This is a genomic window from Streptomyces sp. NBC_00454 (genome assembly GCF_041434015.1).
In the GTDB taxonomy this organism is placed as follows: domain Bacteria; phylum Actinomycetota; class Actinomycetes; order Streptomycetales; family Streptomycetaceae; genus Streptomyces.
In genome coordinates this window covers 7,262,746-7,288,991 of the sequence record NZ_CP107907.1, presented here as the reverse complement: position 1 = coordinate 7,288,991, position 26,246 = coordinate 7,262,746, and the positions used below count along the sequence as shown (strand labels likewise).

21 protein-coding genes are annotated in these 26,246 nt (G+C 73.1%); 9 read left to right on the top strand and 12 right to left on the bottom strand.

Annotated features, from left to right (window positions below):
- Window positions 1-68 precede the first annotated feature (68 nt).
- Window positions 69-713, top strand: a complete 645-nt coding sequence (locus OHU74_RS33225; protein ID WP_371619343.1) for a TetR/AcrR family transcriptional regulator — start codon at window positions 69-71, stop codon at window positions 711-713.
- A complete protein-coding gene (locus OHU74_RS33220; protein ID WP_371619342.1) occupies window positions 710-1,543 on the top strand; it encodes a DUF2993 domain-containing protein in 834 nt (277 codons plus the stop codon). The genes OHU74_RS33225 and OHU74_RS33220 overlap by 4 nt, the downstream gene beginning before the upstream one ends.
- A gap of 67 nt (window positions 1,544-1,610) precedes the next feature.
- On the opposite strand, the gene OHU74_RS33215 is transcribed toward OHU74_RS33220, so the two are convergent.
- The 5 genes from OHU74_RS33215 to OHU74_RS33195 all read right to left on the bottom strand — a co-directional run bounded on the left by OHU74_RS33215 (window position 1,611) and on the right by OHU74_RS33195 (window position 11,773).
- Window positions 1,611-6,416 (bottom strand): DNA repair ATPase, encoded by a 4,806-nt coding sequence (locus OHU74_RS33215; protein ID WP_371619341.1) that lies wholly within the window; start codon window positions 6,414-6,416, stop codon window positions 1,611-1,613.
- Between the two features lie 85 nt (window positions 6,417-6,501).
- The gene (locus OHU74_RS33210) at window positions 6,502-8,547 is read right to left on the bottom strand and encodes a flotillin family protein (RefSeq protein ID WP_371619340.1); all 2,046 of its coding nucleotides are present in this window, start codon (window positions 8,545-8,547) and stop codon (window positions 6,502-6,504) included.
- Window positions 8,548-8,629: 82 nt separating this feature from the next.
- Window positions 8,630-9,283: a hypothetical protein gene (locus OHU74_RS33205; RefSeq protein WP_371619339.1), complete on the bottom strand. Its 654-nt coding sequence runs from the start codon at window positions 9,281-9,283 to the stop codon at window positions 8,630-8,632.
- A 142-nt stretch (window positions 9,284-9,425) separates the two neighbouring features.
- Window positions 9,426-9,575 carry a hypothetical protein gene (locus OHU74_RS33200; RefSeq protein WP_371619338.1) on the bottom strand — a complete coding sequence of 50 codons (150 nt, stop codon included), beginning with the start codon at window positions 9,573-9,575 and terminating at the stop codon, window positions 9,426-9,428.
- A gap of 86 nt (window positions 9,576-9,661) precedes the next feature.
- On the bottom strand, window positions 9,662-11,773 hold the full coding sequence (locus tag OHU74_RS33195; protein WP_371619337.1) for a D-alanyl-D-alanine carboxypeptidase: 2,112 nt from the start codon (window positions 11,771-11,773) through the stop codon (window positions 9,662-9,664).
- A gap of 126 nt (window positions 11,774-11,899) precedes the next feature.
- Here OHU74_RS33195 and OHU74_RS33190 point away from each other — a divergent pair, with 126 nt between their 5' ends.
- On the top strand, window positions 11,900-12,595 hold the full coding sequence (locus OHU74_RS33190; protein ID WP_371619336.1) for an N-acetylmuramoyl-L-alanine amidase: 696 nt from the start codon (window positions 11,900-11,902) through the stop codon (window positions 12,593-12,595).
- Between the two features lie 160 nt (window positions 12,596-12,755).
- On the opposite strand, the gene OHU74_RS33185 is transcribed toward OHU74_RS33190, so the two are convergent.
- Window positions 12,756-14,486 carry a chloride channel protein gene (locus OHU74_RS33185; RefSeq protein WP_371619335.1) on the bottom strand — a complete coding sequence of 577 codons (1,731 nt, stop codon included), beginning with the start codon at window positions 14,484-14,486 and terminating at the stop codon, window positions 12,756-12,758.
- A 309-nt stretch (window positions 14,487-14,795) separates the two neighbouring features.
- On the opposite strand from OHU74_RS33185, the gene OHU74_RS33180 reads away from it, so the two are divergent.
- Entirely contained in the window at window positions 14,796-16,130 is a 1,335-nt protein-coding gene (locus tag OHU74_RS33180) for a cytochrome P450 (protein WP_371619334.1), read from the top strand.
- A gap of 53 nt (window positions 16,131-16,183) precedes the next feature.
- Here OHU74_RS33180 and OHU74_RS33175 read toward each other — a convergent pair whose 3' ends face one another.
- Window positions 16,184-17,293 (bottom strand): alpha/beta hydrolase, encoded by a 1,110-nt coding sequence (locus tag OHU74_RS33175; protein ID WP_371619333.1) that lies wholly within the window; start codon window positions 17,291-17,293, stop codon window positions 16,184-16,186.
- Window positions 17,294-17,399: 106 nt separating this feature from the next.
- On the opposite strand from OHU74_RS33175, the gene OHU74_RS33170 reads away from it, so the two are divergent.
- Window positions 17,400-18,020, top strand: a complete 621-nt coding sequence (locus OHU74_RS33170; protein WP_371619332.1) for an L-threonylcarbamoyladenylate synthase — start codon at window positions 17,400-17,402, stop codon at window positions 18,018-18,020.
- Window positions 18,021-18,089: 69 nt separating this feature from the next.
- On the opposite strand, the gene OHU74_RS33165 is transcribed toward OHU74_RS33170, so the two are convergent.
- The 4 genes from OHU74_RS33165 to OHU74_RS33150 all read right to left on the bottom strand — a co-directional run bounded on the left by OHU74_RS33165 (window position 18,090) and on the right by OHU74_RS33150 (window position 21,473).
- Entirely contained in the window at window positions 18,090-18,341 is a 252-nt protein-coding gene (locus tag OHU74_RS33165; protein WP_371619331.1) for a hypothetical protein, read from the bottom strand.
- Window positions 18,338-18,979 (bottom strand): TetR family transcriptional regulator, encoded by a 642-nt coding sequence (locus tag OHU74_RS33160; RefSeq protein WP_371619330.1) that lies wholly within the window; start codon window positions 18,977-18,979, stop codon window positions 18,338-18,340. The genes OHU74_RS33165 and OHU74_RS33160 overlap by 4 nt, the downstream gene beginning before the upstream one ends.
- Window positions 18,976-20,463 carry an MFS transporter gene (locus OHU74_RS33155; protein WP_371619329.1) on the bottom strand — a complete coding sequence of 496 codons (1,488 nt, stop codon included), beginning with the start codon at window positions 20,461-20,463 and terminating at the stop codon, window positions 18,976-18,978. Before OHU74_RS33155 ends, OHU74_RS33160 begins: the two co-directional genes overlap by 4 nt.
- A gap of 125 nt (window positions 20,464-20,588) precedes the next feature.
- Window positions 20,589-21,473 carry a hypothetical protein gene (locus OHU74_RS33150; RefSeq protein ID WP_371619328.1) on the bottom strand — a complete coding sequence of 295 codons (885 nt, stop codon included), beginning with the start codon at window positions 21,471-21,473 and terminating at the stop codon, window positions 20,589-20,591.
- A 211-nt stretch (window positions 21,474-21,684) separates the two neighbouring features.
- Here OHU74_RS33150 and OHU74_RS33145 point away from each other — a divergent pair, with 211 nt between their 5' ends.
- From OHU74_RS33145 to OHU74_RS33135, 3 genes are all read left to right on the top strand, one after another.
- Complete coding sequence (locus OHU74_RS33145; protein WP_371619327.1) at window positions 21,685-22,272, top strand: hypothetical protein; 588 nt, start codon at window positions 21,685-21,687, stop codon at window positions 22,270-22,272.
- 101 nt (window positions 22,273-22,373) lie between these two features.
- On the top strand, window positions 22,374-23,579 hold the full coding sequence (locus OHU74_RS33140; protein WP_371619326.1) for a sensor histidine kinase: 1,206 nt from the start codon (window positions 22,374-22,376) through the stop codon (window positions 23,577-23,579).
- Window positions 23,576-24,307 (top strand): response regulator, encoded by a 732-nt coding sequence (locus tag OHU74_RS33135; protein ID WP_371619325.1) that lies wholly within the window; start codon window positions 23,576-23,578, stop codon window positions 24,305-24,307. Before OHU74_RS33140 ends, OHU74_RS33135 begins: the two co-directional genes overlap by 4 nt.
- A 1-nt stretch (window position 24,308) precedes the next feature.
- Here the strand turns inward: OHU74_RS33135 and OHU74_RS33130 are convergent, their stop codons facing one another.
- Window positions 24,309-25,451: an AI-2E family transporter gene (locus OHU74_RS33130; RefSeq protein ID WP_371619324.1), complete on the bottom strand. Its 1,143-nt coding sequence runs from the start codon at window positions 25,449-25,451 to the stop codon at window positions 24,309-24,311.
- A 273-nt stretch (window positions 25,452-25,724) separates the two neighbouring features.
- Here OHU74_RS33130 and OHU74_RS33125 point away from each other — a divergent pair, with 273 nt between their 5' ends.
- A complete protein-coding gene (locus OHU74_RS33125; protein WP_371619323.1) occupies window positions 25,725-26,090 on the top strand; it encodes a hypothetical protein in 366 nt (121 codons plus the stop codon).
- Window positions 26,091-26,246: the final 156 nt, after the last annotated feature.

Here is a 26,246-nt window from a genome sequence, read left to right as displayed (position 1 = left end):
AAATGGCAGGACTGACAATTGTCGTGGGTGACAATTGACAGGGGTGACGTCATTGCTAGGCTGCGGCCATGACCCAAGATCCGCCCGACCCCGAAGCGGAAGCCGAGTCCGGACTGCGCGAGCGCAAGAAGGAGCGGACCCGCACGCTGCTGCGCGAGGGCGCGGCCGCGCTCTTCGCCGAGCACGGCTTCGCGGGCACCACGGTCGCGGACATCGCCGCCTGCGCGAACGTCTCGGAGCGGACCTTCTTCCGCTACTTCGAGAGCAAAGAGGCCCTGCTCCTGCCCGACAGCATCGAGCTCTTCGCGTACGTCGAGGCCGAGCTGGCCCGGCGCCCCCCGCAGGAGGCCCCGCTCGACGCCGTCTGCAACGCCCTGATCTCGGCGGTCGCCCCCTTCGCGGCGTCCAGCCTCACCGCATTGACCCACTCCATCGAGGGTGCCGAACGCGCCGTGGCCGCCCAGCTCGTGCACATCTTCACGGACTTCGACGACCGGCTCTCCCTCCTCGTCGAAGCCCGGCTCCCCGCCGGGACGCCCGACGCCGACCTCCGCGCCGCGGTGATCTCCGGCGCCGCGCTGTCCGCCGTACGCGCCGTCCTGCGCACCCAGCGCCGGCGCCGCGCGAACGGCACCGTCACCGATTCCCCGCCGTCCCACCTCCTGCTCGAGGCCTTCGGGATGCTGAAGCAGATCGGATCCGCCCCGCAGTGAAGCTCGCAACGAAACCCGCCACTGAGCCCGCCACGAAGCCCGCCACGAAGTTCCGGCGCACCCCCGTACTCGTCACCGCGGGGACCGTCGCCGCCCTCGCCGCCGCGGTCTGCATCACCGACGTCGTGGTCGCGCACAGCGCCCAGGACCGGATAGCGCGGGCCGCGGGCTGCCGTCTGCGGGCCGAGGGCCCCGTCACCGCCGAGCTGGACGGCACCTTCGCCGGGCTGCGCGCGCTCTCGGGCGAGGTGGGCTCCCTCCACCTGGAGGCGAAGGGAGTGCACCGCTCCGACACCGACATGACGGTCGAGGCCGATCTTTACGACGTCACGCGCGACGGCGGCGTGGGCGGCGGCCGGGCCACGGCCACCGTCGCCTACGGAGAACTGCAGAAACGTCTCGCCGCATCCGGGCAGGGCGGCGAGGGCACCTCCGGCCTGAAGGTGGGCGCGGACGCGAAAGGTCTGACCTTCACCGGGACGGTGGGCAGCCTGGGCCTGCCCGTGACCGTCCACGCGAGCACCAGCACCACGGCGAACAGCGTCACGATCACGCCGACCACCGTCTCCGCCCTGGGCCGCAATCTGTCGATCAGCAGCCTCAAGTCCCTGCCCGGCACCGGCGGCCTGGCCGAACAGCTCGCTCCCCGGACCGTGACCATCGACGACCTGCCGGAAGGGGTCCGGCTCACCGGCGCCCGGACCACCAGCGCGGGCCTCGGCCTGGACGTCACGCTCGCCCCGTCCGCCACCGCTCCGGGCATCGGGACCGGCGGCTCCGACGCGCGCGCCGACGCGGGCGGAACCGGGGCCCGCTGCCCGGCGGCGTAGGCCGCCCCTTTCGGACCCGGCAAGATCCGAAAGAGACGGCCCCGGCCGTCGGGACCCGCCCCGGCCGTCAGGACCCGCCCGGCCCCCGCGGACCCGCTGCGTACGCGGCCTTGAGCGCGCTCCAGCGCGCCGCCTGCTCCCGCGTCAACGTGCCGCGCAGTTCGGCGAGTTTGAGGAGGTTCGCCTCGGCGCCCGCGGTCAGCATCTGGGCCTGGGCCCGGTAGTGGTCGTCGATGACGGCGGAGAGCTCGGCGGGGTTCATCACGGGGTCGATCCGCGCCGCGATCCCGTTCATGTTGCGGTACGAGCCCTGCAGCCGGAACGGCGGTTCCGTACGGGTGGCGTCCTCCTGAGCCGCCGAGGCCATGTAGGCGGCATTGACGGTGACGACCACGTCCCGGGCGGCCAGAAGGTGCCGCAACACGGCCAGGATCCGGTCCAGTTCGGCCGGGGCGTACCCGTGGGCCAGGCGGTCCGCGGCGGCCGCCGGATCCCCTGCCGCCGGATCCCCGGCCGCCAGCCGGACCAGCAGTTCGAGGTCGGCGCGGTCGCGTCCGGCGAGCGGGGCGAGCACCGGGTGGGAGGTGAGGGCGTTCTCCACGAAGCTGGCCGCGAAGGCGGCTTCCTTGCCGGTCAGGACATCGCCGAGGTTCCACACGTCGGCCCGGTTGGCCAGCATGTCCGGGATCCGGAACCGCTCCCCCGACTCGGTGTACGGATTGCCCGCCATGCACACCGCGAACCGCTTGCCCCGCAGGTCGTAGGTGCGCGGCTCGCCCTCCCGGACCCCCTCCATCCGCCGCGTGGCGTCGCAGAGCGGAATGAACTTCTGCAGCAGCTCCGCCGAGACGTGCTGGATGTCGTCGAGGTAGAGGAGGGTGTTGCTGCCGGCCTCCAGAGCGAAGTTGATCTTCTCGACCTCCCGGCGCGCCGTCGCGTCCGGCGCCCGCGCCGGATCGAGCGAGGTCACCCCGGATCCGAGGGCCGGGCCGTCCACCTTCACCAGGACCAGTCCGAGCCGATCGGCCACGTACTCCATCAGCGTGGTCTTGCCGTACCCCGGCGGGGAGACGAGCAGCAGCAGGCCGTTGCTGTCGGTCCGCCGCCCCTCCCCCGTGGTGCCCAGCTGTTTGGCCAGGTTCTCGCCGATCAGCGGGAGGCAGACCTCGTCGACGAGGCGGCCGCGGACGAAGGAGGAGAGCACCTTGGCCCGGTAGTCCTCCAGCCGCAGCCGGACCCGCTCGCCGGCGACCAGGGCCGCGCGGCGGCGCTGGTAGTCGCGGAACTCCTCTGCTCCGGCGGCGAGTTCACCGGCACGGGAGAGCAGGTCGTCGATGCGCACGGTGAGCGAGCGGCCGGCGATCCGGGGGTGGCGCCCCAGGAGGCCGTCGACCGTCGCGGTCAGCGGCGCGTCCACGTCGTAGCGGGGCAGGTCGGGGCAGAGTTCGACGGCGACCGCCTCGGCCAGGTCCCCCGGGGCGATCTGCTCCCCGGCGGCCCGCGCGTACGCGCCGAGCCAGGCCTCCACCGCCTGGCGCCGGTCGGCGAGTTCACCGAGCGCCGCCAGACCCTCGTCGTACGCCGAAGTGCCCACCGAGCGGCGGAACTTGTCCAGCAGGGTACGGACCCCCGCGCTCGTGACGAAGCCCCCGCTCCCGGCGGCCGGATCGCGGGACAGCTCTTCTAAGAGGTATGCCGCCGCACCCTCGGCACCAAACCCGCCGATGGCCGCCGCGAGTTCGGACCGCAGCTCGGCGATCGCCGGAACCGGCCCCTCGAAGGTGTCCCGGGCCCGCGCGAGCAGGACCGCCCGGCTGGTCCACCGGGTACGGTCCTGCGCGCTCGCCCGGTGCACCCAGAAGAGCTGTGCTCGCGCCCGGACCCCGGACGGGTGGCGCAGCAGCCCGGCGTCGGCGTGCAGGCCGAGCGCCGCGTTCAGGATCAGCAGGGCGTCGTGGTCGTGGACCCCGCGCTCGTATCCCTCGTCGTACGCGGCTTCGGCGGCCGCCCGCACCAGCGCGGGCAGGTCGGCCCCCGACAGCGCGCCCGGTCCCCGCTCGGTCAGCAGCCGCACCGCCAGGTACTCGGAGCGGTAGACCCCGGCGCTCTCGGAGGGCAGCGAGCGCTCCCAGTACGGGCGGGTGGCCACGAACTCCGGTTCGGTGACCGGCGAGCGGTAGTCGGTCCCGGTGAGCGCGAAGGCCAGGCCGTCGCCCTGCGGGACCAGGGTCAGGTCGAAGGGCTGGGTGTTGACGGCGAACCGGTGGCGGCCCAGGCGCAGGGTCCGGCCGCCGTCCGCGTAGAGCTCGGTGCGGTCGCGCAGGGACCGGGCGGCCTCCTGGCGGGCTGCCGCGATGCGGCCGTCGAGCTCCTCGGCCCGGGTCCGCTCGCCGAGTTCACGCAGTTCGGCGGCGATGCGGCGGATCTTGGAGACCATGGGGTCGGAGGCGAAGAACGTGCTGACGGCGTCGCCGTCCGCGAGCTGGGCCACCCGGCGGGCGATCGTGTCCAGGACCCGGGCTGCCGAGTCGGCGAGCCGTTCGGCGCGGCGGGCGCGGGCGTCCTGGAGGGTCTGTTTGCGGGCCGAGAGGACCTCGTGGACCTCGGAGCGCCGGTCGGCCAGCCGGGCGAGGAACTCCTCGCTCTCCGCGAACCGCGATTCGAGGTCCTCCAGGCGCAGCAGCAGCCGGGACAGTTGCTCGTCGCAGGCCTCGGGGGTCCCGGCGGCGGCGAGCGCGCCCGTCACGGCCTGCCCCAACAGGGCGGATTCCGCGGCGAACTCGGCCCGCCCCTCCGTGTTCACCAGTTCGCGGCGCCGGGCGTCGAGGACGGCCCGCGCCCGGTTGATCCCGCCGAGCACCTCGGCGATGCGCTCCAGGATGGAGGTGCGGACGGTGGTGTCGCCGATCTCCAGCCCGGCGATGACCTCCGTGACGGTGTCCAGGCTCCCGCTCTGCGCATCGAGCCGGGCGGTGAGTCCGGCCGCCTCGGCGGTGGTGGTGATCGCCCCGGCGGCCGCGGTGAGTTGGCCGATGTCCGTGTGGTGCGCGGCGAAGGCGTCCTCCCGTGCGAGGAAGGCCACGGCGCGCCGGGCGAAGGCGTCGACAGCGCCTCCGATGCCGGCGGCCAGCGCGTCCACGGCCTCGGGGTCGGCGTACCGCCGTTCCTTCAGGGTGAGCACGTGCCCGTGCGCGCGGCGCAGTTCGGTGAGCCGCTCCACCCAGTCGCCGGTGGTGCGGGGGGCCTCGCCGCGGGCCCTGCGGACCAGCGAGGCGGTGCGCGCCGCCGCTTCGCCGAGGGCGTCGGCGGCCTGGCGGGTCAGGGTCAGCACGGTCTCGAACTCGGCGAGGACCTGCTCGGCGGTGGCCCGGACCTCCTCGAGCGGGGACCGCAGATCGCCGAGTTCGGGGTCGTCCAGCCAGTGGTGTTGGTCGCCGGCCCGGACGCAGGCGGCGACGAGGCTCTCGTACACGCCGGTGGTCGGCGTGGTCCCGGCGGCGGCTCCCGCGATGGAGAGGCAGTCGGAGATGCCGCGTACGAGGTCGGCGTTGCCGACGCGGGCCGCGGCTCCGGAGCCGGCGGGGCGCGAAGCCGCGTAGGTCTCGGAGAGGAACGGGGAGCTCCAGCGCTGCACGGTGTGGACGCGGGAGGGCTCCTGCCCGTCGGCGCGCAGGACGAGCAGCGTGCCGTCCTCGAAGAGGGCGTGGCCGCGGCCGGTGAGCGGGGTGGCGACCTCCTTGCGGATCACGTTGTACGCAAGGAGCAGGCCGCGGCCGCCGCCGCGGGGCTGGAACACGTACAGCAGGTCCTCGCCGTTGGGGGAGCGTACGGTCCGCTCGAACCGGAGGGGGGCGAGGAGGGCGGCGTCGATGTCGAAGGTCTTGGTGGCGCCGGTGCCTGCCGTGGCGCCGGCGGCGCCGGCCGCCAGGTGGTATCCGCCGGGGAAGACGACCCCCTGGTCCTCGGGGAGCCGGCGGGCGGCCTGCCCGATGGCGTCGAGGCGGACGATCTCGCGGGTGAGGGTGTCGAAGACGAGGTGGCGGTCGGTCTCCTCCTTGTACGGGCGCACGCGCAGCAGGATCAGCGGCCCGACCCTGGCGTATGCGATGTCCGCGTCGGCGAGGGACTGGAGCGGTTCGTCGACCGGTTCGCTGTGGATCCCCTCCGCGGTCTCGGTGTCGTCCTCGGTCTTGACGGTCAGGGCGCCGCCGACGGTGGAGACGTAAACCTCCGCGCCGATGGAGACGTGCGGGTGGCGGCCCAGGACGTGGTCGGCCCGGGTGGTGGCGGTCCACTCGAAGTCGTGGTCGTGGGAGGGCGGGTAGGCGTGGTCGCGCTCGCCGCGGGCGTCGAGGAACCGGGCGCCGCCTTCGGGGTACAGGGCCCAGCGCAGGACGCGGATGTCCTCGGTGGTGTCGCCGGTGCGGAAGACCGCGAGCAGTCTGCCGTCCAGGCGGCGCAGCCGCAGCAGGCGGGCCTGGTGGTAGTAGCGGTGGAGGGCGGCGAACTCCCGTAGGAAATCGGGGTCGTCGAGGAGTCCGGGGACGGAGTCGTCGGGGAGCCGGTTCAGTTCCCGGTCGTGGAGGGCGAAGACCTCCGACAGCGCCGACACCGCGGTCTCCCCCTTGACGGCGACGGAGGCGTGGTAGCCGAAGAGGAGGGTGTCGCCGACGGCCACGATGTCCCGGGGCGTACAAGGGAGTTCGGTGCGCAGGCGGCCGGTGGATTCGAGGGCGAGGCCGGTGGATCCGAACTCCTCGATCCGGCGGGCGTTGAGGGCCTCTGCGCGCCGCGCCAGCTCTCCGCCCTGAACGGCGAGCCGGTCGCGCAGCACCTCGTAGGTGCCCGGGTCCAGGGGGGACGTGCTGGTCATGTGCGACTCCTGCGGGGGCGCTGCGCCGGCGGATCGGGGGCCGGCCGGACCCGGCGGGGTCCGGCCGGCCCGGAGGCGGGGTGGGTCAGGCCCTGGTCGAGCCGTTGAGGGCGGCGGGGCCGTGGGTGGTGGCAGCCGGCCCGGTCTTCGGTTCGGGCAGCTCGGACGGGACGGGGGCCGTCGCGCCTCCCCCCTGTGCGAGCTTGGCCAGCAGGGCCGACACCGTCAGGTTCTGCACGTCCGCCGTGGAGAAGGAGCCGAGTACGCGGGTGAGGTCCTCGGTGAAGTCGTGGGTGCCGTCCAGCCACGATCCGGCGAGGCCTCGCGCGGTGTCGGAGTGCTGGACGAACCCGTCGATGCTCTTGCCGAGCGAGATGGCGGAGACCAGCCGGTCGAAGAAGACCGAATCCCCTCCCACGATGCTGATCTCGGCCTTCTCCAGCCCCGCCGCGACCACCATGGCCTGCGCCTCCGCGAGCCCCCGCTGCACGTCGAGCCCGGCCAGCCGGATCTCCTTCTCCGCGGCCAGCCGCAGCCGGTACTCCTCGTGCCCGCGCGAGGCCTCGTCCAGCGCCGCCATCGCCGCCGCCTTCTCCGTCAGACCCTGCGCCTCCGCCTTCAGCTTCTCGCCGATCGAGAGGGCCTCCGCGAGCGCCCTGACGCGGATCCCCTCGGCCTCCGCCTTCAGCCGCGCCTCCATCGCCTGGGCCTCCGCCCGCCCGGACTTCTCGATGGCGTCGGCCTCCTTCTCCCGGACCTGTACGGCCGCCAGCCCCTCGGCGGCGGACTCGGCCTGCACGGCCTCCGCCAGCCGCAGCTTGGCCCGCGCGTCGAGGTCGGCGGACTTCAGCCGGGCCTCGGCGAGCGTGAGCTGCTCCGCCGCCCGGTGGACGGCCGCGGACTCGGCCGCCTCCGCCGCCTTGATGTCCTTGACCAGCCGCTCCTGCGCCTCGGCTTCGGCCGCGATGACCACCGCCTGCCGGGTGCGCTCGGCCTCCTCGACCATCCGGAGCTTCTTGATCGACTCCTCCTGCTCGGCGACCGTGCGGTCCACCGCGATCCGCTCGCGCACCACCTCGGCGACCTCGCGGCGCTCCGCCTCCACCTCCTTGTCCTTGGCGATCGAGGAGAGCGAGGTCTCCCGTTCCCGCGCGATGACCTCGAGCATCCGGTCCTTCTCGATCCGCTCGTTCTCGACGGCGATGACGCGCTCGCGGTTCTTCTGCGCGACCGTGATCTCGCGCGCCTGGTTCTCGCGCTGCACCCCGAGGTGCTCCTCGGTGCGCAGGAACGCGCCCTGGGCGCCCAGGCGTTCCTCCTCCTGCACCTTGGCGGTGGCGGCCTCCTCACGGGCCCGCAGCGTCTCGACCTCCCGGCGCTGCTTGATCTCGGCCTCCGCCTGGCGCCGTTCGAGTTCCAGGATGGTCTCCCGGGCGTCCACGTTCTGCCGGGTGATCTCCTTCTCCTCCGTGCGCTGGAACTCATTCGTCCGCACGTGCTCGATGGTCGTCAGCTCGGTGATCTTCCGAATGCCCTGCGCGTCAAGGATGTTGGCGGCGTCCAGCTGGGTCATCGGGGTCTGTTCGAGGAAGTCGATGGCGGCGTCGTCGAGGTGGTAGCCGTTGAGGTCGGTGCCGATGACGGAGATGATCCGGTCGCGGAACTCCTCGCGCTTGGTGTACAGGTCGACGAAGTCGAGCTGTTTGCCGACGGTCTTGAGCGCCTCGGAGAACTTCGCGGCGAAGAAGTCCTGGATGGCGACCTTGTCGCTCGCCGTCGCCGTTCCGATGGACTGGGCGACCTTGATGACGTCCTCGACGGTCTTGTTGACGCGGACGAAGAAGCTGATGTGGATGTCGGCCCGGATGTTGTCCTGGCAGATCAGCCCCTCCCGGCCGGTGCGGCGGATCTCGATCGTCTTCACCGAGATGTCCATGTACTCGGCCTTGTGCAGCACCGGCAGGACGACGGCCCCGGTGAAGGTGACGTCGACCCTCTTCGTCTTGGAGATGATCAGCGCCCGGCCCTGCTCCACCTTGCGGAACAGCCTGCTGACCACCAGCAGCAGCACGACCGAGACGAGCAGGACAACGGCGACGAGTACGCCGATGCCCAGGGAGATGGCATCCATGGTGACGTCCTTGCGATGGAAGTGCGACGAGGTGCGATGAGATCGATGAGGTTCGTTCGGATCCGGCCCGGAGCTCGCGCGCTCAGCCGGCGGTACGGGGATCGAGCGCGGGGTCGTAGGGCGCGACCCAGAAGAACTCGCCCTCCTCGTCGTACGCGTACAGCAGCGCCGTGCTCCCGGAGCCGAACGCGTCCCGCCCGTGCTGGCGGACCTGCACCACGGCGGTGGAACCGTCCTGGGCCGCGACCTCGGCCTGGCCGAACCGCCCCGAGACCGATCCGGTCCGGATCGTGCAGGTCAGGCCGATGAAGTCGAGCCGGGAGGGCGGCGGATGGTCGGGGAAGAGCGCGCGCAGGCGGCGTACCAGCAGCCGGGTCAGACCCCAGGCGAGCAGCAGGGCGGCGGTGAGCACCCCGAGGTCCAGGGCGGTCCGCGCGACGCCCGAAGCGCCGGAGCGGCGGACGAGCACCGAGCCGGTGAAGCTGGTGAACCACGCGATCGTGATCAGCAGCGAGGCCACGACCGTGACGGGCACCCCGCCGATGCCCTGCGCACCGGTACGGGCGCTCCCGCCGGATCCGGCGTGCCCGTGCGCGGGTACGTGTACGTGCCCGTGGAAGCCGCCGTGGTCGGCGGCGCCGAGCAGGACGAGGAGCCAGAAGGCGACGACCACGACCAGCGCGGCGGTGAACAACGCGGCCGGGAAGCCGAGCGCGGCATCACGGAACTCGTCCACCTTGCGCCCCCTCCCCTGTCCCCGGCCCGGTGCGGCCGGGGATCCCCCGCTGCCATGGTGGCAAGCGCCGGGGCGCGACACATTGCCGGAGTACGGCAGTCTTCGGGGTTCTTTCCTGCCGGATGCCGGAGGTGATCCGGGATCAGCGGACGCGAGGCGCCGTACGGGGATGAGTACGGGGGCCGAGGATGCTGCGGATCGCCCGGAGCACGGCGTGCAGGGCAGTGGGGGCGGTGGCCGCCAGGAGGAACACGATGACCGCATAGGGCGCGTAGCCCGGGGCCACCACCACGGTCGCCGACGTGCGGCGCAGGGCCTTCGAGGCGGTCTACCCGGTCGCCCTGTCCCGCTCCCCTCCTCGCGTCACGCGTCGTGCCGTCATCGCAGGCGCGTCAGCTTCGCGCCGAGGGAGGGGCCGGACAGGTCCGTCCGCAGGGCCACGGGGATCTGCTGCGCGCCGGGTCCGGTGCCGATGGTCAGCACTCCGATCTCCGTACCCGCCTTCGCCTCGTGCGGAACGCCCTTCTCGCCCGCGGTGAGGGTCAGCTCGACCTTCTGGCCCGGCACGGCCACGGCGGTCGCGTCCTTGGTGGACACCACCGGGGTACGGGTTCCGAGTCCGTCGTCCACGTAGCCGACGACCTGCCCCTTCTTGACCGCGCCGGCCGATGTCAGCGCCTCGCGGACGGCCCCGATGACCTTCCTGCTGTTCTCCTTGACGAGGATCAGGCTGTTGGCACCGTCGGGGTCGGGCCCGGTGACGTGCTGGTCGAGCATCGTGCCCAGGATCATCGGGGTCTTGTCGCCCACGGTCTTGTAGGCCGCCCACATCAGCGTTCCGCCGGCCGCCGAACTGGAGCCCGTCTTGATGCCCTTGATGCTGAGCGGGGACAGCAGCAGGTTGCCGTTGTTGTTGATGATCGGACCCGGGAGGCCGGGGATCGGGGCGCTGGGCAGCATCACGATCGCGCGGAACGCATCGATCTGCATGACCGCCTCGGCCAGCTTCAGCTGGTCGACGGCGGTGCTCACGGTCTTGGCGTCGAGCCCGCTCGGGTCGGTGTAGGTGGTGGAGTCCATGCCGAGCGCCTTGGCCTCGGCGTTCATCTTCTCCACGAAGGCGGCCTCGTCGGCGCTGCCCGTGTCCCAACGGGCCAGCAGCCGGGCGATGTTGTTGCCCGAGGGGATCATCAGCATCTTCAGCATGTCCTGCTGGCTGAACCGGTTGCCGACCGCCAGGTTCTCGATGCGGGACTCGCTGTCCGAGGTACCGTCCGCCACCGCCTTGGCGTCGACCTCGATCGACGGGCCGGCCTCGTCCTTCTTCAGCGGGTGGCCCTTGAGGATCACGTACGCCGTCATCACCTTGGCCACGCTGGCCGTCGGCACGGGCTTCTGTTCCCCGAAGGTCCCCACGTCGCCCGCACCCGCCACCCGCAGGGCGGCCTGGCCCTTCTCGGGCCAGGGCACGTCGAAACGGCCGTCGAGGGTGACGGACGACGCGGCGGCCTCGCTGACCAGTGCCGCCGCGGGCACCGGGCGCAGCGCCTGTACGACGGCGAGCACGGCGGCCAGCAGCAGGAACAGCGGCACCCAGATCCGGACCCGGCGGGCGGCGGTGCGGGCCGGCGTCTCGGGCGGCGGCGGGGTGTTGGTGAGCTGCGCGAGCAGGTCGAGCGCGGGCAGCGGCTGCTCGGCGGTGGCCTGCGGGGCGGGTGCCTGCGGGGCCGAACCGGGGACAGGAGCCGGCGCGGCGGCCGCCCAGGAGGGGACGCGTACGAGGGCGGGCGCGGGCCCGGATACGGACACGGGCGCGGGCGCGGGCGGGTCCTCGTCCAGCACCTTGAGCGCGATGAAGGTGCTCGTCCGCTCCGCGTCCGATTCCGGCACGGCCTCCGGCTTCGGCGCCCGTTCCCGGACGGTGGCCAGCTCCGACTCAGGCCCCGACTCAGGCTCCGTGACCGGCTCGGGCTCCGACTTCAGCTCCCGCTCCGCGGTCGGCTCCGGCTCCGGCTCCGGCTCGGAGTCGGGCGCGGGCACGGGCACGGGCTCCCGCTCCGACTCCCCCTTCGGCTCGGGCTCGGGCTCGGGCTCGGCCTCCGGCTCCGGCTTCAGTTCCCGCTCCGTAGCTGGCTCCGGCTCCGTGACTGGCTCCGCCTCCGGCTTCGCGGCCGACGTCGGCTCCGCCGGGGGGGCCGAGTCGGGCTGTTCCACGGCTTCGGCTTCCGGGGCGGGCTCCGGGTTCTTCCCCGGCCCGGGTGCGTCAGGGGCACCGGCGACGTCGGTCGTCTCGGCGGGCGCAGGTGTAGGCGCGGGCGCGGGCTTCGGCGCGGGCTTGTCCCCGTCCGCCGCCGTCGTAGCCGCCGCGTCGGGCTCCTCGCCCTTCACCGGTACCGCCGTCATGCCGTACACCGCCTTGCTCGTGCCGTTCTCGATCAGCCGCCAGTCTCCGCATCGCATGTGCGCGAGCGGTGCGCACAAGATGACCATTCCGTCACGGTCCGACGGGTTCGCACCGTCATCAAACGATCATCTGCGCATCACACCCCCATCACGCGGCTCCCGAAGAATCGTCCCTCCCCCGCGCGAGGCCCTTCAGGAAGCCGGATACCGTTCATGAACCACAGGAAACCCGCCCCCTCGAATCCGGGCAGGCGGCGCCTGCTGACCAGGGGCGGAGCACTGCTCTTCGTCGCGACCGCCGGAACCCTGCTGGCGGCCAGGCCCGACAGGGCCGACGGGCCGGGCCGGCCCGGCGACGACCGCGCCCCCTCCGAGGACCCTCTGGCCTCGTCCACCGCTTCCGCGGCCTCCGGCTGGATGCCCGGGGTGATCAGAAAGCCGCTGGAGCGGAACTTCGTCGTGGGCGAGCGCGATGCGCAGCGCGGGCTCGTCCTCCACGTCCAGGAGGGCGAGGGCTCCCTGCACGAGCGGTTCAGCACCCCCGGGATCAAGGCCTCCTCCCATTTCTGGGTCTCGCAGGACGGCGAGACGGAGCAGTACGTCTCCGTACTCGACCGCGCCTGGGCCCAGGTGGACGGGAACGGCGCCTGGGCCTCGGTCGAAACCTCCGGCTTCACCACGCGGGCCCTGACGGAAGCCCAGGTGGACGCCGTCTCCCGGATCTACCTGTGGGGCGCGGGCGCGCACGGCTGGCCGCCCTCGATCAGCGACAGCCCGGACCGGCCCGGCCTGGGCACGCACACCATGGGCGGCGCCGCCTGGGGCGCCCACGCCTGCCCCGGCCCGCTCCGGTCCGGCCAGCGCACCGAGATCATCCGCCGGGTCAAGGAACGCCTTCCGGCCGCGTGACCGCACCGCGACGCCCGCCCCCCTGGCCCGCGACCCGCTCGTCTGCACCTCCGGGCTTCCCATCCACCTCCCTATGACGCTCATGGAGATCAGGGCGCCGAACTGCCGCTCTGACATACGGCGTTGGCGGGCAGTGACCGGCTATCTCCTGCAATCGGCCTCAGGGCTGGGGGTGGAGCGCCAGGAGTGCGGAGCGGTGGGAGATCCATCCCAGGAGGTGGTGGCCTTCCCCGTCCAGGACCGCGAGTCCTTCGCTCTCGCTCGCCGCGAGCAGCGGCAGGGCTTCCGCCAGGGACTGGCCGGGGAGCAGGGTCGGCGGGTGCTGCAGTACCACCTCGACGGATTCCTCCTCGGAGCCGCCCTCGTACGAGGCCAGGGCCCGGGCCAGGGCCTGCGCGCCGACCGAGCCCACGTAGCGGCCGTGGGCGTCGAGTACGGGGAGGCGGCCCGCGCCCGCCGCAATCATCGCCGCGGCGGCCTCGCGCAATGGTGTGCCGGGGGTCAGCGGGACCGGCGGCGACCCCATCGCCGTGCGGACCTCGACCGCGGCGGGGCCGGTCAGGTCGAGGTCGACCCCGCGGCGGCGGAGTTTGGCCGTGTAGACGGTGTCGCGGCTGAGCGCGTGGCTGACCCCGGTGGCGACAGCGATGGCGGCCATCAGCGGCAGGATGATCCCGTACTCGCCGGTCAGCTCGAAGATGATGATGACGGCGGTGATCGGGGCGCGGGCCGACCCCGCGAAGACCGCGCCCATGCCGATGACCGCGTAGGTCATGGCCGAGCCGGTCACTCCGGGCGCCAGGTGGTCCATCGTCTGTCCGAAGGAGCTGCCGAGCATCGCCCCGACGAAGAGGCTGGGCGCGAACACGCCGCCCGAGCCGCCGATTCCGATGGTGACGCTGCACGCGACGATCTTGCCGACGAGCAGCACCAGCAGGAATCCGACGGCGTAGCCGCCCACCGCGGCCTTGCCCAGGACCGGGTAGCCGACCCCGTACATCTCGGGCAGCGCGAGCAGGATGGCGCCGAGCAGGAGGCCGCCGACCGCCGGGCGGAGCCATTCGGGCCCGCGCCAGACGGCGTCGCAGATGTCCTCCACCCAGTACAGGACCTTGGTGAAGAGCACCCCGACGGCTCCGGCCACCACACCGAGCAGTACGTACAGGGCGTACGCGGCCACGTGGTCCACGCCCACCGGGGTCAGGTCCAGGAACCGCTCGTCCCCGAGCGACGCGCGGCCGATCACGCTGGCGGTGACGGCGGAGACGGCCACCATGCCGAAGCCGCGGGTCGTGAAGTCGCGCAGGATCAGTTCCATCGCGAAGAACACGCCGGCCAGGGGTGCGTTGAAGGTTGCCGCGATGCCGCCGGCCGCACCGCAGGCGACCATCAGCCGCATCCGCTCCTCGTCCATGCGCAGGATCGCTCCCGCGGTGGATCCGAGGGCGGACCCGATCTGCACGATCGGGCCTTCGCGGCCGACCGAGCCGCCGCCGCCGATGCACAGGGCTGAGGCGATCGATTTCACCACGGCGACCCGGGGCGCGATCCGGCCGCCCTGGCGGGCGACGGCGTACATGACCTCGGGTACGCCGTGGCCGCGCGCCTCCTTGGCGTAGCGGTAGACGAGGGGCCCGTAGATCGCGCCCGCGACCACGGGTGCGAGCAGGACGAAGTACGGTCCGAGCCACGGGACGTAGGGGTTGGGGGCGTGGCCCGCCGAGGAGTAGTCGTCGTGCCCGGACAGCACCTTGGTGACGCCCTCGATCAGCCATCGGAAGCCCACCGCGCCCAGTCCCGCCCCGGCGCCGACCAGCACCGCGGCCAGCAGCAGTCCGGTCTGGCTGCGGCGCAGTCCGTCCCATGCCCCCTTCGCCGCCAACGGTCTCATCTCCACTCCTCAGGGGCCGACGCCTTCCGATCGCGCGCCCCGGCCCCCTGACCACGATCCCCCGGACCACCCCATCCAAGGGTCCGCTTCCCGCCGCGCCCCGGAGGCGGGCCGGGGGGTACACCCGCACGGCCCAGCGGCGGCTGGGACCAGCGGACTTCGGGCTTGGCCGAAGACCGGCCATCGGGCGTTCCCCGTTCGCCCCGTTCCCGTACAGTCCGTGCTGCCGCCGAACCGGTGGATCCGGTAGATCCGATGGGACCGGTAGGACCGGCGGGAGCAGACGCAGCGGACGAACAGGGGAACCCGATGGCCGTCGAAGCCAGTCCCGAACACCTCTCTCCGGCGCCGCTCGGGCCCCCGGTTCCCGAGCTGGATCCCGCCGTGGTCGAGCGGTGGCGCGCCGGCGGAGGCGAACTGGTCGAGCTGCTGGCCGAGGTGTGCGGGCGGGTCGGCGGCGTCGGCGCGTTCCGCCTCGGGGACGGGCCCGGGGAGCGGCCGACCGTGCTGGTCACCTCGCCGCAGGCCATCCAGCACGTGCTGGCCCTGCATCCGGACCGGTACGTCAAGCGCTCGCACCGCGCCCGCCTGCTGATCGGCGACGGAGTGCTGGCCGCGACCGGCGAGGCGTGGAAGCGGCAACGGCGGCTCCTGCAGTCGCAGTTCACCGGGACCGGGATGCGCCGCTACGAGCAGCGGATCGCCGGGGCGGCGCGGACCACCGCCGGGCGCTGGGCCGCGTACGCCCGTAGTGGTGAAGTCCTCGACGTCGGCGAGGAGATGCGGCGCTTCGCCCTCGACACCATCTGGCGTTCGCTGACCGGGCACCCCCTCGACGCGGACACCGAGCGCGAACTGGCCGCCGTCGCGGCCGTGGTGGCCGCCCTGCCGACGCTGCCCGCCGGTGCGGCCGACGCGGGGGAGGCCGTCGCCGCCGATCTGGCCAGGATCGACGCCGTCGCCGAGCACGCCATCGCCGCCGCCCGCCGCGGCGCCGCCGGGCCCGACGGGCCGGGGCTGCTGCATCTGCTGGTGGAGGCCTCCGCCGAGCGGCCCGAGTACACCGACCGGCTGATCCGCGACGAGCTGGTCACCCTGCTGGTGGCCGGTCACGAGACCACCGCCACCACCCTGACCTGGCTGTACCTGTTGCTGGACCGCAATCCGGCGGCCCGCGAACAGGCCCTCGCGGCGGGCGGCGAGGGCTCGCCGGAGCGCCGGGAGGCCGTCCAGGCACTGGTCAACGAGACGCTGCGGCTGTACCCGTCGGCGTGGATCCTGCCCCGGCACGCCATCGAGGACGACACCCTGGCGGGCCATGCCGTCGAGGCGGGCACCGATGTGGTCGTCTGCCCCTATCTCGCCCACCGCGACCCCGGACTGTGGCCGGACCCCGAGCGCTTCGATCCGCGGCGGTTCACCACCGCGGGGGGCCGCCCGGCCATGGCCGGCGGGTACGTGCCCTTCGGCATCGGGCCGCGCGCCTGCCTCGGCCTCCAGTTCGCGCTGCGCGAATCGACCGTACTGCTCGAACACCTGCTGCCCGCCTACACCCCGGCCTTCCGCTCCGTCCCGGAGAAGGCCGCGTACAGCATCACGGTCCGCCCGGACGGTCCGACCCCGGCCACGCTCACCGCCGTGTGACGGTGGCCGGTCGCGGGTCACGTGTCACGGGACGCAGGGCTTGGAGCTCCCCGCTACTCGGTGGTGAGGCGGGCGCTGAGCCACTCCAGGGAGGGCGGGATCTCGCGGTTCCACGTCTTGAAGTTGTGCCCGCCGTGGTCGAGGGTGATCGAGGAGACCCGGGCGGGGTCCTTCACCTTCGCGATGAACTTCTGGGTCGGCCGGTAGTTCGACTCGCCCTGGAGCGAGGTGGTGACGAGGAAGTTCGTCTTGCCCTGGGGCAGGTGGTCCAGGGCCCACAGCAGGTCGGCTCGCTTCTCCTCGGCGGCGTTCCCGTGGAAGAGGTCACCGGACTCCCCGTCGATCTCCGGCGCGTAGTCCGCGGACAGGCCCACGCCGGCCGAGTAGGCCTCCGGGTGCTCCAGCGCGACCTTGAGCGCGCAGTAGCCTCCGGTGGAATCGCCCATGATGCCCAGGCTCCGGGGCGAGGCACCGATCCGGTAGGCGCCGGTGAGGGCCTTGGGGAGGTCCGTCCCGAAGAAGGTCTCGGTCTGCGGCCCGTCCTTGATGTCGACGCACTGGGTGTTGCGCGGCGGGGCCACGGTGGGCCGCATCAGCACCAGGACCATCGGCTGCGTCTTCTTCTGCTTCGACAGGCTCAACGCGGTCTTCGGATACCGCAGACCGTGGAGCAGGTTCTCCGCGGTGCCGGGGAAGCCGGTGAGGACCACCGCGGCGGGGAAGACCCGCTTCTCGTTCCCCTTCTGGAAGTACTCGGGCGGCAGGTAGACGTAGGCCTGGGTGGCGATCTTGGACCGCTCCCCCTGGATCATGACCTTCTCGAGCTCACCGCCCAAGAACTTGTTCACGCCGCCGGGCACGTCCGGCTTCTGCCGGCCGATCAGCTTCACGGCGGAGGTCCCGCCGGCATCCTGGCTGATGGGGGCCGGCTTCTCCCGTCCGGCCAGCTCCGTCCACGAGCCGTAGATCAGGAAGCTCCTGTTCGCCGCGAGGCCGACGGCCGACAGGGTGAGCACCTGTACGACGAGGATCAGGCCGATCCGGCCCAGGAGCTGGCGCCATCCCTGCCGCGCCAGGCGCGGCCACAGCCATACGACGGCCCCGAACATCAACGCCGTGACGAAGAGGGTCGTGAAGAAGAGCGAATTGCTTGTCAGAGTCACATGGATCCAGATGTCGCCGCGCGCCGTTCCGTTCCCTGCTGGAGCGTTCGATGATCACGACTGCCGGTCCGGATGCCGGAACCCCTGGATCCCGTAGGCTCGTCGGATGGCTAAGTACTTCGACGTGCACCCCGACAATCCCCAGCCCCGGACCATCGGCAGCATCGCCGACAGCATCCGCTCCGGCGGGCTCGTCGCCTATCCGACGGACTCCTGCTACGCGCTGGGCTGCAAGATGGGCAACCGTGAAGGCGTCGACCGGATCCGGTCCATCCGGCAGCTCGACGACCGCCACCACTTCACCCTGGTGTGCGAGAACTTCGCGCAGCTCGGCCAGTTCGTGATCATCGACAACGACGTCTTCCGCGCGATCAAGGCCTCCACCCCCGGCAGCTACACCTTCATCCTGCCGGCGACGAAGGAGGTGCCGCGCCAGCTCCAGCACCCGAAGAAGAAGACGGTCGGCGTCCGCATCCCCGACCACGTGGTGGTCCAGGCCCTGCTGGCCGAGCTCGGCGAGCCGCTGCTGTCCAGCACGCTGCTGCTGCCGGACGAGACCGAGCCGATGACTCAGGGCTGGGAGATCAAGGACCGGCTCGACCACGTCCTGGACATGGTGGTCGACTCGGGCGAGTGCGGGACGCTGCCCACCACCGTCATCGACTTCTCCAGCGGCGAGGCCGAGATCGTCCGCCGGGGCGCGGGGGACACCACCCGCTTCGAGTAGCGGACGGCGGCGGGTTGCCTCCGCCGGCCCGGGGCTCGCGTCCGGCGCCACCCGCGCCGGCGCGACCGGTCAGCTCTTCGGGTGCAGGATGGGCTTGAGGCCGTAGTCGAGTTCGGAGCCGTCCACGAGGATCGCTTCGACCGTTCGGGTGACGGGATCGATGTCGGCCACCATCCCCTCCCCGGAGTAACGGGGGTAACCCGAGGCGCCGTTCTGGCCGGTGGGCGCGACCACGGCCGACCGGACGGCGTCGTCGCTGGACCCCTCCACCACGTGCTCGGGCACCAGCAGGATCTCGAATTTCTGCGTTTCGCTGCTCATCCCACGACGCTAACCGGCTCTTCCCGGTCGTGCTGGCCGACCGCGCCGTCGATGAGCACCTGGAGCCCGGGCGCGTACAGATCCGCCAGCCGCTCCGGCGGCGTACGGGTTCCCGCGCCATCGGGCCGGTGCAGGCTCAGGGTCGCGCCCAGGCCCAGCAACTGGCCCGCGATCAGCTCGGCGCGCAGCTCCCGGTCGCGTCCGGCGAGGGTGTCGGCGAGCCGTGCGGTGACCTGCTCCCGGAAGCGTTCGCGCAGCAGGGTGCGCTCGTCGTCGATGCCGAGGGAGAAGACCACCCGCAGCAGCGGGTCCCCGCGCAGCTCGTCGCGGAGCCGGAGCGTGGTCAGGACCAGGTGGCGGCCCAGCACGGCCGGAGCCGCCGAGAACAGTGCGTCGGCGGCCGGCTGGAAGTCGGCGACCGTGTTGAAGAGCCGCTCCTTGCTGCCGAACCGCTTCACGATCAGGGACGGGCTGACCCCGGCGTCGGCGGCGATGGAGCGCAGGGTGACCTCGGCGTACGGGCGCAGGGTGAACGCCCGGCGGGCGGCGCGCACGATGGCTTCGCGGCCGCTCCCGGTGTCCGACTCGGATTCGGCGTCGGTGCCGGTGTCGGCGCCGGATTCCTCGGCGGTGGTCATGTGCTCTCCCGGGCGGCGGGCGCGGACTGCGTCACCGCGACCGTACCGGGCGTACCGGCGGCACCGGGTGTTCCGGCGGGACCGGGCCTTCCGGCCGGGGGCAGACAGAGCGCGGCCGCCAGCGCGGCGAGCGCCGCCCCGGCCGCGATGAGGAAGACCAGCAGGTACGCGTGCAGGGTGGGGGCGCTGCGCCCGCCCGCCAGGAAGGTCATGTGGGCGAGCACCGCCGCGACGACCGCGCTGCAACAGGCCTGGCCCACGGAGCGCATGAGGGTGTTGAGGCCGTTCGCGGCCCCGGTCTCGGTCACCGGCACGGCCCGCATGACGAGCGCGGGCAGCGCCGAGTAGGCCAGGGCCGTGCCGCAGGAGACCACCGTGGCTCCGGCCACGATCAGCCAGAGGGCGTGGCTGGTGAAGAAGCGGACCACGTAGCCCAGTGTCATGACGGCCGCGCCGAGGGCGAGGGCGGACCGGGGTCCGTAGGCGGCGGAGAGCCGCGCCGAGACCGGGGACAGCACGACCATGGCCAGTCCCCCGGGCAGCAGGCACAGGCCGCTGACCACGATGGAGGCGCCGAGCCCGTACCCGGTGCTCGTCGGCTCCTGCACCATCTGGGCCGTGGCCAGGGAGTTCGCGTAGAAGGCGAAGCCTATGAGGAGGGCCGCGACGTTGGTGAGCAGAACGGCGGGCCGGGCCGAGACGCGCAGATCGACCATCGGGGAGCCGGTCCGCAGCTCGTAGCGGCCCCAGAGCACGCCGACGACCACGGCGGCGCCGAGCAGGGCGAGGGTGGGCAGGGAGGTCCAGCCCCAGTCGGCGCCCTGGGTGATCGCTAGGAGCAGCGCCACGAGGGTGGCGGCCAGGCCGAGGGTGCCGGGTACGTCGAAGCGGCCCTCGGTGCGCAGCGGTGATTCGGGGACGATCCACAGCACGAGGAGGACGTCGAGCAGGCCGAGGGCGGCGGAGGCCCAGAACATGGTGTGCCAGTCGAAGTTCTCGACGACCAGGGCGGCCACGGGCAGGCCGATCGCAGCACCGATGCCGAGGGTGGAGCTCATCAGGGCGATGGAGGGCAGGACGCGCTCCGCCGGGAGTTCGTCGCGGATGATGCTGATGCCGAGCGGGATCACGGCGAGGGCGGACCCCTGGAGGGCGCGGCCCCCGATCAGCCAGCCGATGTCGGAGGTGACGGCGCACATCACGGAGCCCGCGGTGAGCACGCCGAGCGAGGCGAGGAGCACGCGGCGCTTGCCGTACATGTCGCCGGCCCGGCCGAGTACGGGGGTGAAGACCGCACCGGTGAGCAGGGTGATGGTGACGAGCCAGCCCGCGGCGGCCGGACTGCTGCCGGTCAGGTCCGGGACGTGCGGCAGCAGGGGGACGACCAGGGTCTGCATGACGGCGACGACCGCACCGCAGAAGGCGAGGACGGGGACGATCAGGCGCGGACGGGCGCCGGGGCCGGGTGTCCGGGCGGGCTGCATGGTACTCCCAACGCTGGCCCGATGGGGGGTGTACGCGTGTTCACCCCCCAGGGTAAACGCTTGTGCACCCCCTGTCTGCGGCCGGTCCGGACCAACCTGCTGCCGACGCCGGCCCAGCCGCCCGGCTACGGGAGGCGCGAGCCGTCCGGCTGTCCGGGTTCGTCGCGGGGCGCCGAGGGGTGGCGCAGCAGGCCGTGGGCCCAGCGTTCGTTGAGCCCGGCCAGGAATCCGAGGGCGCCCCAGAAGAACCAGGCCTTGACCAGGGCCTCGTGCCCGGCGGCCGTGAGCGGGCCGGGGCCGCACAGTTCGGCCGGGGAGGCCGGCGGGGTCAGGACGGTGAGGATGCCGCCGCTGACGAGCAGGAAGAGCGAGGTGGCCAGGAACCAGCCCACCACCACCCGGTACCAGCCCTCCTGGCGCAGGATCTGGGCCAACTGGACGGGGTCGGAGACCAGGTTGCCGTGCCCGGCCCGGGTGCGGATCAGCTTCTGGGGGTCCCGCAGCCGGATGATGACGCTGAAGACCGCGCCCATCGCGCCGCCCGCGAAGCACACCAGGGCGTGGACGAGGGCCTGCCGCTCCTGGCAGCCGAAGTCGATGCCGAAGAGTCCCGGCACCCACGCCCCCAGTGCGAGGACCACCATCAGGATCACCGGGCTGACCACGATCCCGCAGGTCAGGCCGGTGTTGAGGCCGCGCGATGCGGCGGTGGCCGTATCGGCCTCCAGCCGGCCCTCGGCGAGAGCGACCGCCGTGTCCAGCCGGGCGACGTCCGCGCCTTGGGCCACCGCGCGCAGGGCGCGGAGCAGGTCCTCGGTGACGGCGGCGCGCGTCCGGCGTTCGAAGGCCCGCTGCGAAGCCGCGTAGAGCCGGTCGAGGCGGAGCATCAGCTCCGGTTCCGCGCACCACAGTTCGCGCAGCCGCTCCGGGTCGATGCCGGGCACTTCTTCCAGTGCCCGTATCTCCTCGTCGGCTGCGCCCAGGAACCATTCGGTTGTCCCCCGCCGCATCCCAGCCCCCTCTTCGCACAGCAGTTGTACCGTGCTTCGCCCCTGGGCGATACCCGCGCCCGTTGTCCGGGCACCCCTGGGTACTACGCCGGGGTGCCCGGATCACCCCGGGCCTCGCCGCACGGGGTGACGCCGGGCGCCGGGCTCGCTCCTAGCGTGGAGAACCGGAGCGGACCGGGGCAGCCCGCCCGCCATCGACCTGGGAGTCGCGATGAACGGCGTGCTGGAAGTCCTGCTGGCACTGATCGTGGTCGGCTACGTGATCAAGCGCCAGCTCCGGAGCTCGCCGCTGCGGGGAAAGCGGCTGGTGGTGCTGCCGGTGGTCCTGACGGTCGTCGGCGCCTTCAGCCTCGCCAGGAACGGCGTCCACCCGTCCGTGGCCGACCTCGTCCTGCTCGCCGTCGGCGCCCTCGTGTCCCTGGGGCTCGGCATCGGACAGGGCTGGGCGACCGCGCTCGAGGAGCGCGAGGGGGTCCTGTGGACGCGGATGCCCTCGCGGGGTCTGTGGTGGTGGGCGGCGCTGATCGTCTCCCGGATCGCCGTCGTGGTGATCGCGCACGGCCTGGACGCCCGGCTCGCCGCGTCCACCGCTCCGCTGCTGCTGATGCTCGGCGTCAACCGCGTCGGGCAGGCCCTGGTCATCGCCGCGCGGGCGCTGGCCGGTCCGGTGCCGTTCGCCCCCGAGAAAGACGGTTCCACCTTCCCCGCGCCGGACTCCGCCTTCGGCACGCTGCTCGGGCGGCAGGCGGCGCGTCCGTACGGGCGTGCGCGCCGCCGGCAGCGTGAGTACCGGCGGTGACCCCTACGGACGGCCTGCGCCGCCGGGCCGGCTCCAGCGGCGGCCCCGGCGGTGTGCGGGCCCGGCAGCCGGGCCCGGCGGCCCGGCCGTATCGTGGCCGTGTGCTGCGTACCGTGCCCTGGCTGATCCGGGCTGCCGCGTTCGCCGTCATCGGTGCCGGGGCCCTCTACCCGGCGTCCGGCGCCGACCGCTCCGCCCATCCGGTGGTGGTCGCCGCCTACGTGCTCTGCGGGATCTTCCTCGCGCTCTGGGCCCTGCTGGACGTCCGGGGCGGCATCCTCGGCGCCCGCGGCTGCGCCCTGCTGCCGGTCGCCTTCACCGGAATGGCCGTGGCCGGCGGGTTCGCGAGCCCCTATCCCGACGGCGCGACCCTCCTGGGCCTGGCCGGCATGGCCGTCATCGCCGCGGGCAGCGAGACCGATCCGCCGGTCGGCTGGGTGGTCACCGCCGCCGGGGTCCTCTCGGTCGGGGCCGGGGCCCTGCTGAACGGCTCGGGACGCGGAATCGTCCTGGGCTTTCCCCTCCTGCTGCTGACGGGCCTGCTGATGGGCCGCAACCGCCGGGCGCAGCGGGTCCGCGCCGAGCAGAACGTCATCCTGCTCGCCCAGGCCGAGGAGCTGCGGGCCGAGCAGGGGCGTACAGCGGTCCTGGACGAGCGGGCCCGTATCGCCCGCGAGATCCACGACGTACTGGCCCACTCGCTCGGCGCCCTCGGCATCCAGATCCAGACGGCCCGCGCCCTGCTCGCCGGGGGCGACCCCCGCAGGGCCGACGAGATCCTGGCCACCGCCCAGCGGCTGACCACCGAGGGGCTGACCGAGACCCGGCGGGCCGTCCACGCCCTGCGCAGCGATCTCGCGCCGCTGCCCGAGGCGCTGGCCGAGATGGCCGAGGCCCACCGGCGGCGGCACGCAGACCCGGTCACCGTGGCCGTCGAGGGCGTGCCCGCGCAGCTCCCGCCCGAGCAGGTGCTGTGTCTGCTGCGCGCCGCCGGGGAGGCCCTGACGAACGCCGCCAAGCACGCTCCCGGCCGACCGGTGGGAATGACCCTGAGCTACGAGGACCACGCCGTGACCCTGACCGTCCGCAACCCCCTCGGCAGTGACGGCGCTGACAGCGGCGCCGGCCGAACCCCCGGGGACGGGGCGGCCGGGAAGCCGGGGTTCAGGACCGTCGACGGCGGCTTCGGGCTCACCGGCATGCGCGAGCGGCTCCTGCTCGTCGGCGGCGCCCTGACCGCGCGCGTCGAGAACGGCGAGTGGACCGTCACCGCCGCCATCCCGCGCACCGCCGGGATCCCGCGATGACCGGCCCGACGACGGGTGGTCCCGCCGGGACCGCCGGGACCGCGGGGACCGGCGCGTCCGCGGGCCCCTCGGCCCCGCTGCGCGTCGTGGTCGCGGACGACCAGGCGACCATCCGCGAGGGGCTGGCCATCATGCTGGACCTGCTCGAGGACATCCGCGTGGTGGCCACGGCCGCCAACGGCCAGGAGGCCCTGGAACGGGTGGCCGAGCACCTCCCCGACGCGATCCTGCTGGACCTGCACATGCCGGTGATGGACGGCACCGAGGCCACCCGGCGGCTCACGGCCCGCTTCCCCTCCGTGGCGGTGGTGGTGCTGACCACGTACGCGGACGACGATTCCGTCCTGGAGACCCTGCGCGCGGGCGCCCGCGCCTATCTCACCAAGGACGCCGAACGCGATCACATCGCCCGTACGCTGCACAGCGCGGCCGGCGGCTACACCGTCCTGGACCCGCAGGTCCAGGCAACCCTGCTGGCCGCCGCCGCCCGCCCGACGGCGCCCGAGGCCGTGCCCCTGCCCGCCGCCGCGCTCCCCGACGGGCTCACCCCGCGCGAGGGCGAGATCCTGACCCTGCTGGCCCGCGGCCGGAGCAACACCGAGATCGCGGCCGACCTGTTCCTGAGCGCCAACACGGTCAAGACCCACATCAACCGCATCTTCGCCAAGACCGGTTCCCGCGACCGCGTCGCCGCCACCCGCTACGCGCAGCTCCACCACCTCGGCTGAGTCAGCGGGCGCGGCCGTCGTGCAAGGACTGGCGGACCGACCAGGCGACCGAGACCAGCGGCACCGCCACCACGGCCCCCACGATCCCGGCGGCGATGGCCCCGGCGACCACCGACAGGGCCACCACCATGGGGTGCAGGCGGACCGCCCAGCTCATCACCAGGGGATGCAGCAGGTGCCCCTCGATCTGGCCGATGACCACGATGAGCGCGACCACCAGGGCCGCCACGAGCGGCCCCTTGGTGGCCAGGGCGACGACCGCGGCCACGGCGAGGGCCACCGGGGAGCCGATGAGCGGGACGAACGCGGCGAAGAACTCCAGCAGCGCCAGCGGGACCGCCAGCGGCACGCCGAGGACGAACAGCGCGATGCATACGAGAACGGCGTTGGTCGCGGCCACGAGCACGATGCCGTGGGTGTAGCCGGTGAAGGTCCGCCAGGCCGCTGCCCCCGCGCGACCCACCCGGGCCCGCGCGCCCCGCGGCAGCTGTTCGCAGAACCAGGCCCACTGCCGGTCGCCCGAGTGGATGAAGAACACCGAGCAGAACAACCCGAGGGCCGCCACGGTGAACACCGCCACGACGCGCCCCGCGCCGCTCAGCACCGTACTCATCAGGGTCGAGCGGTGGCTGGAGAGGTAGGAGCCGATCCGGGACTGGAAATCGTCCAGCACGTGCGCGTCCAACCGCAGCGGGGGACCGGCGAGCCAGCCCTGGATCCGGCCCAGTCCGTCCCTGAACTCCCGCACCAGGGAGGGCCACTCCCCCGCCACCGCCTCCCCGACCAGCGCGAGGCCGCCGAGCACCAGGACCGCGCTGAAGATCAGCGTGCACGCCACCGCGAGCCCCCTCGGCATCAGCCGGGCCAGCAGGTCGGCCGGGGGGCGCAGCATCGCGGCGGCCACCAGGCCGAGGAAGAGGGCGAGCGCGATCTCGTGGAACCGTCCCAGCACCGCGAAGACCCCGTACGCCACCGCGCCGACGACCAGCAGCCGCCAGGCGTAGGCGGCCGCCGTGCGCAGGACCGGGGAGACCGGTGCACCGGCCTTGCCCGCCGGACCCACCGGACCCGTCGTACCGGCGCGGCCGTCGCGGCGCGCGGCGGCCGGGCGGCGCCGCGGCCGCGTCAGGAGTCGCCTGGTCATGTGCGGCCGCACCTCCGAGGTGTGTTGGTCACCACGGGCTATCACCCCGGCGGTGCCCGCACCACGCGCCGCGCAGCGCGTTCGCCCGAAGGCCTCACCCCCGCTGGGCCGAAGGAGCCGCGGCGGGTGTTGCCTCCGCCTGCGCGACCTCGCTGGTCAGGGGCGGTTTCCCTGGGCGGGCGGCCGACCGGCAACGGGAAACCCGTCGACCTCCGGGTCCGCCGGGGACAGGCTCGAGTCGTCAGCAGGAGCCAAGACCCACAAGGGGACATCATGCGCAAGATGATCCGCGGCGCCGCCGCGTTCGCCACCGCCACGGCCGCCGTCCTGGCCCTCGGTGGCACGGCCGGCGCGCACCCGGCCGACGCCTGGGCCGGCTGCCCGGACGGCGCGGTCTGCATCTACCCGCAGAACCAGAACCCGGCCGTCAAGCCGAGCCAGATCTACTACAGCTACGGGGCCCACAACCTGAGCAACCAGTTCGGGAACCACTGGGTGCTCAACAACCAGACGGGCGGCGCCTCGGCCAGCCTGTGTTACGGCTCCGGCGGCGGCAACTGCGGCAACCCCATCGCCGCGGGCACCGGGGTCTACGCCGACCTCGGGCCGATCAACTCCATCACCCTCAACCGGCCGTAGCCGAGCAAGCCTCCACCGTTCGCCCGTTCATTCACCCACTCATTCATTCGTTCGCTCCTTCGCAAGAACGTTCCGGAGCCGGCCGCTGGACGGCTCCGGAACACCTCCCTTTCACGCCGCGCCGCACGAATGGCCGGTAGGCCGTCAGACCCCCGC

Coding starts and splice junctions, on each gene's coding strand:
- OHU74_RS33225 (WP_371619343.1), top strand. CDS start 69: ATGACCCAAGATCCGCCCGACCCCGAAGCGGAAGCCGAGTCCGGACTG.
- OHU74_RS33215 (WP_371619341.1), bottom strand. CDS start 6,416: ATGACCAGCACGTCCCCCCTGGACCCGGGCACCTACGAGGTGCTGCGC.
- OHU74_RS33210 (WP_371619340.1), bottom strand. CDS start 8,547: ATGGATGCCATCTCCCTGGGCATCGGCGTACTCGTCGCCGTTGTCCTG.
- OHU74_RS33195 (WP_371619337.1), bottom strand. CDS start 11,773: ATGGTCATCTTGTGCGCACCGCTCGCGCACATGCGATGCGGAGACTGG.
- OHU74_RS33190 (WP_371619336.1), top strand. CDS start 11,900: ATGAACCACAGGAAACCCGCCCCCTCGAATCCGGGCAGGCGGCGCCTG.
- OHU74_RS33185 (WP_371619335.1), bottom strand. CDS start 14,486: ATGAGACCGTTGGCGGCGAAGGGGGCATGGGACGGACTGCGCCGCAGC.
- OHU74_RS33180 (WP_371619334.1), top strand. CDS start 14,796: ATGGCCGTCGAAGCCAGTCCCGAACACCTCTCTCCGGCGCCGCTCGGG.
- OHU74_RS33170 (WP_371619332.1), top strand. CDS start 17,400: ATGGCTAAGTACTTCGACGTGCACCCCGACAATCCCCAGCCCCGGACC.
- OHU74_RS33165 (WP_371619331.1), bottom strand. CDS start 18,341: ATGAGCAGCGAAACGCAGAAATTCGAGATCCTGCTGGTGCCCGAGCAC.
- OHU74_RS33160 (WP_371619330.1), bottom strand. CDS start 18,979: ATGACCACCGCCGAGGAATCCGGCGCCGACACCGGCACCGACGCCGAA.
- OHU74_RS33155 (WP_371619329.1), bottom strand. CDS start 20,463: ATGCAGCCCGCCCGGACACCCGGCCCCGGCGCCCGTCCGCGCCTGATC.
- OHU74_RS33150 (WP_371619328.1), bottom strand. CDS start 21,473: ATGCGGCGGGGGACAACCGAATGGTTCCTGGGCGCAGCCGACGAGGAG.
- OHU74_RS33145 (WP_371619327.1), top strand. CDS start 21,685: ATGAACGGCGTGCTGGAAGTCCTGCTGGCACTGATCGTGGTCGGCTAC.
- OHU74_RS33135 (WP_371619325.1), top strand. CDS start 23,576: ATGACCGGCCCGACGACGGGTGGTCCCGCCGGGACCGCCGGGACCGCG.
- OHU74_RS33130 (WP_371619324.1), bottom strand. CDS start 25,451: ATGACCAGGCGACTCCTGACGCGGCCGCGGCGCCGCCCGGCCGCCGCG.
- OHU74_RS33125 (WP_371619323.1), top strand. CDS start 25,725: ATGCGCAAGATGATCCGCGGCGCCGCCGCGTTCGCCACCGCCACGGCC.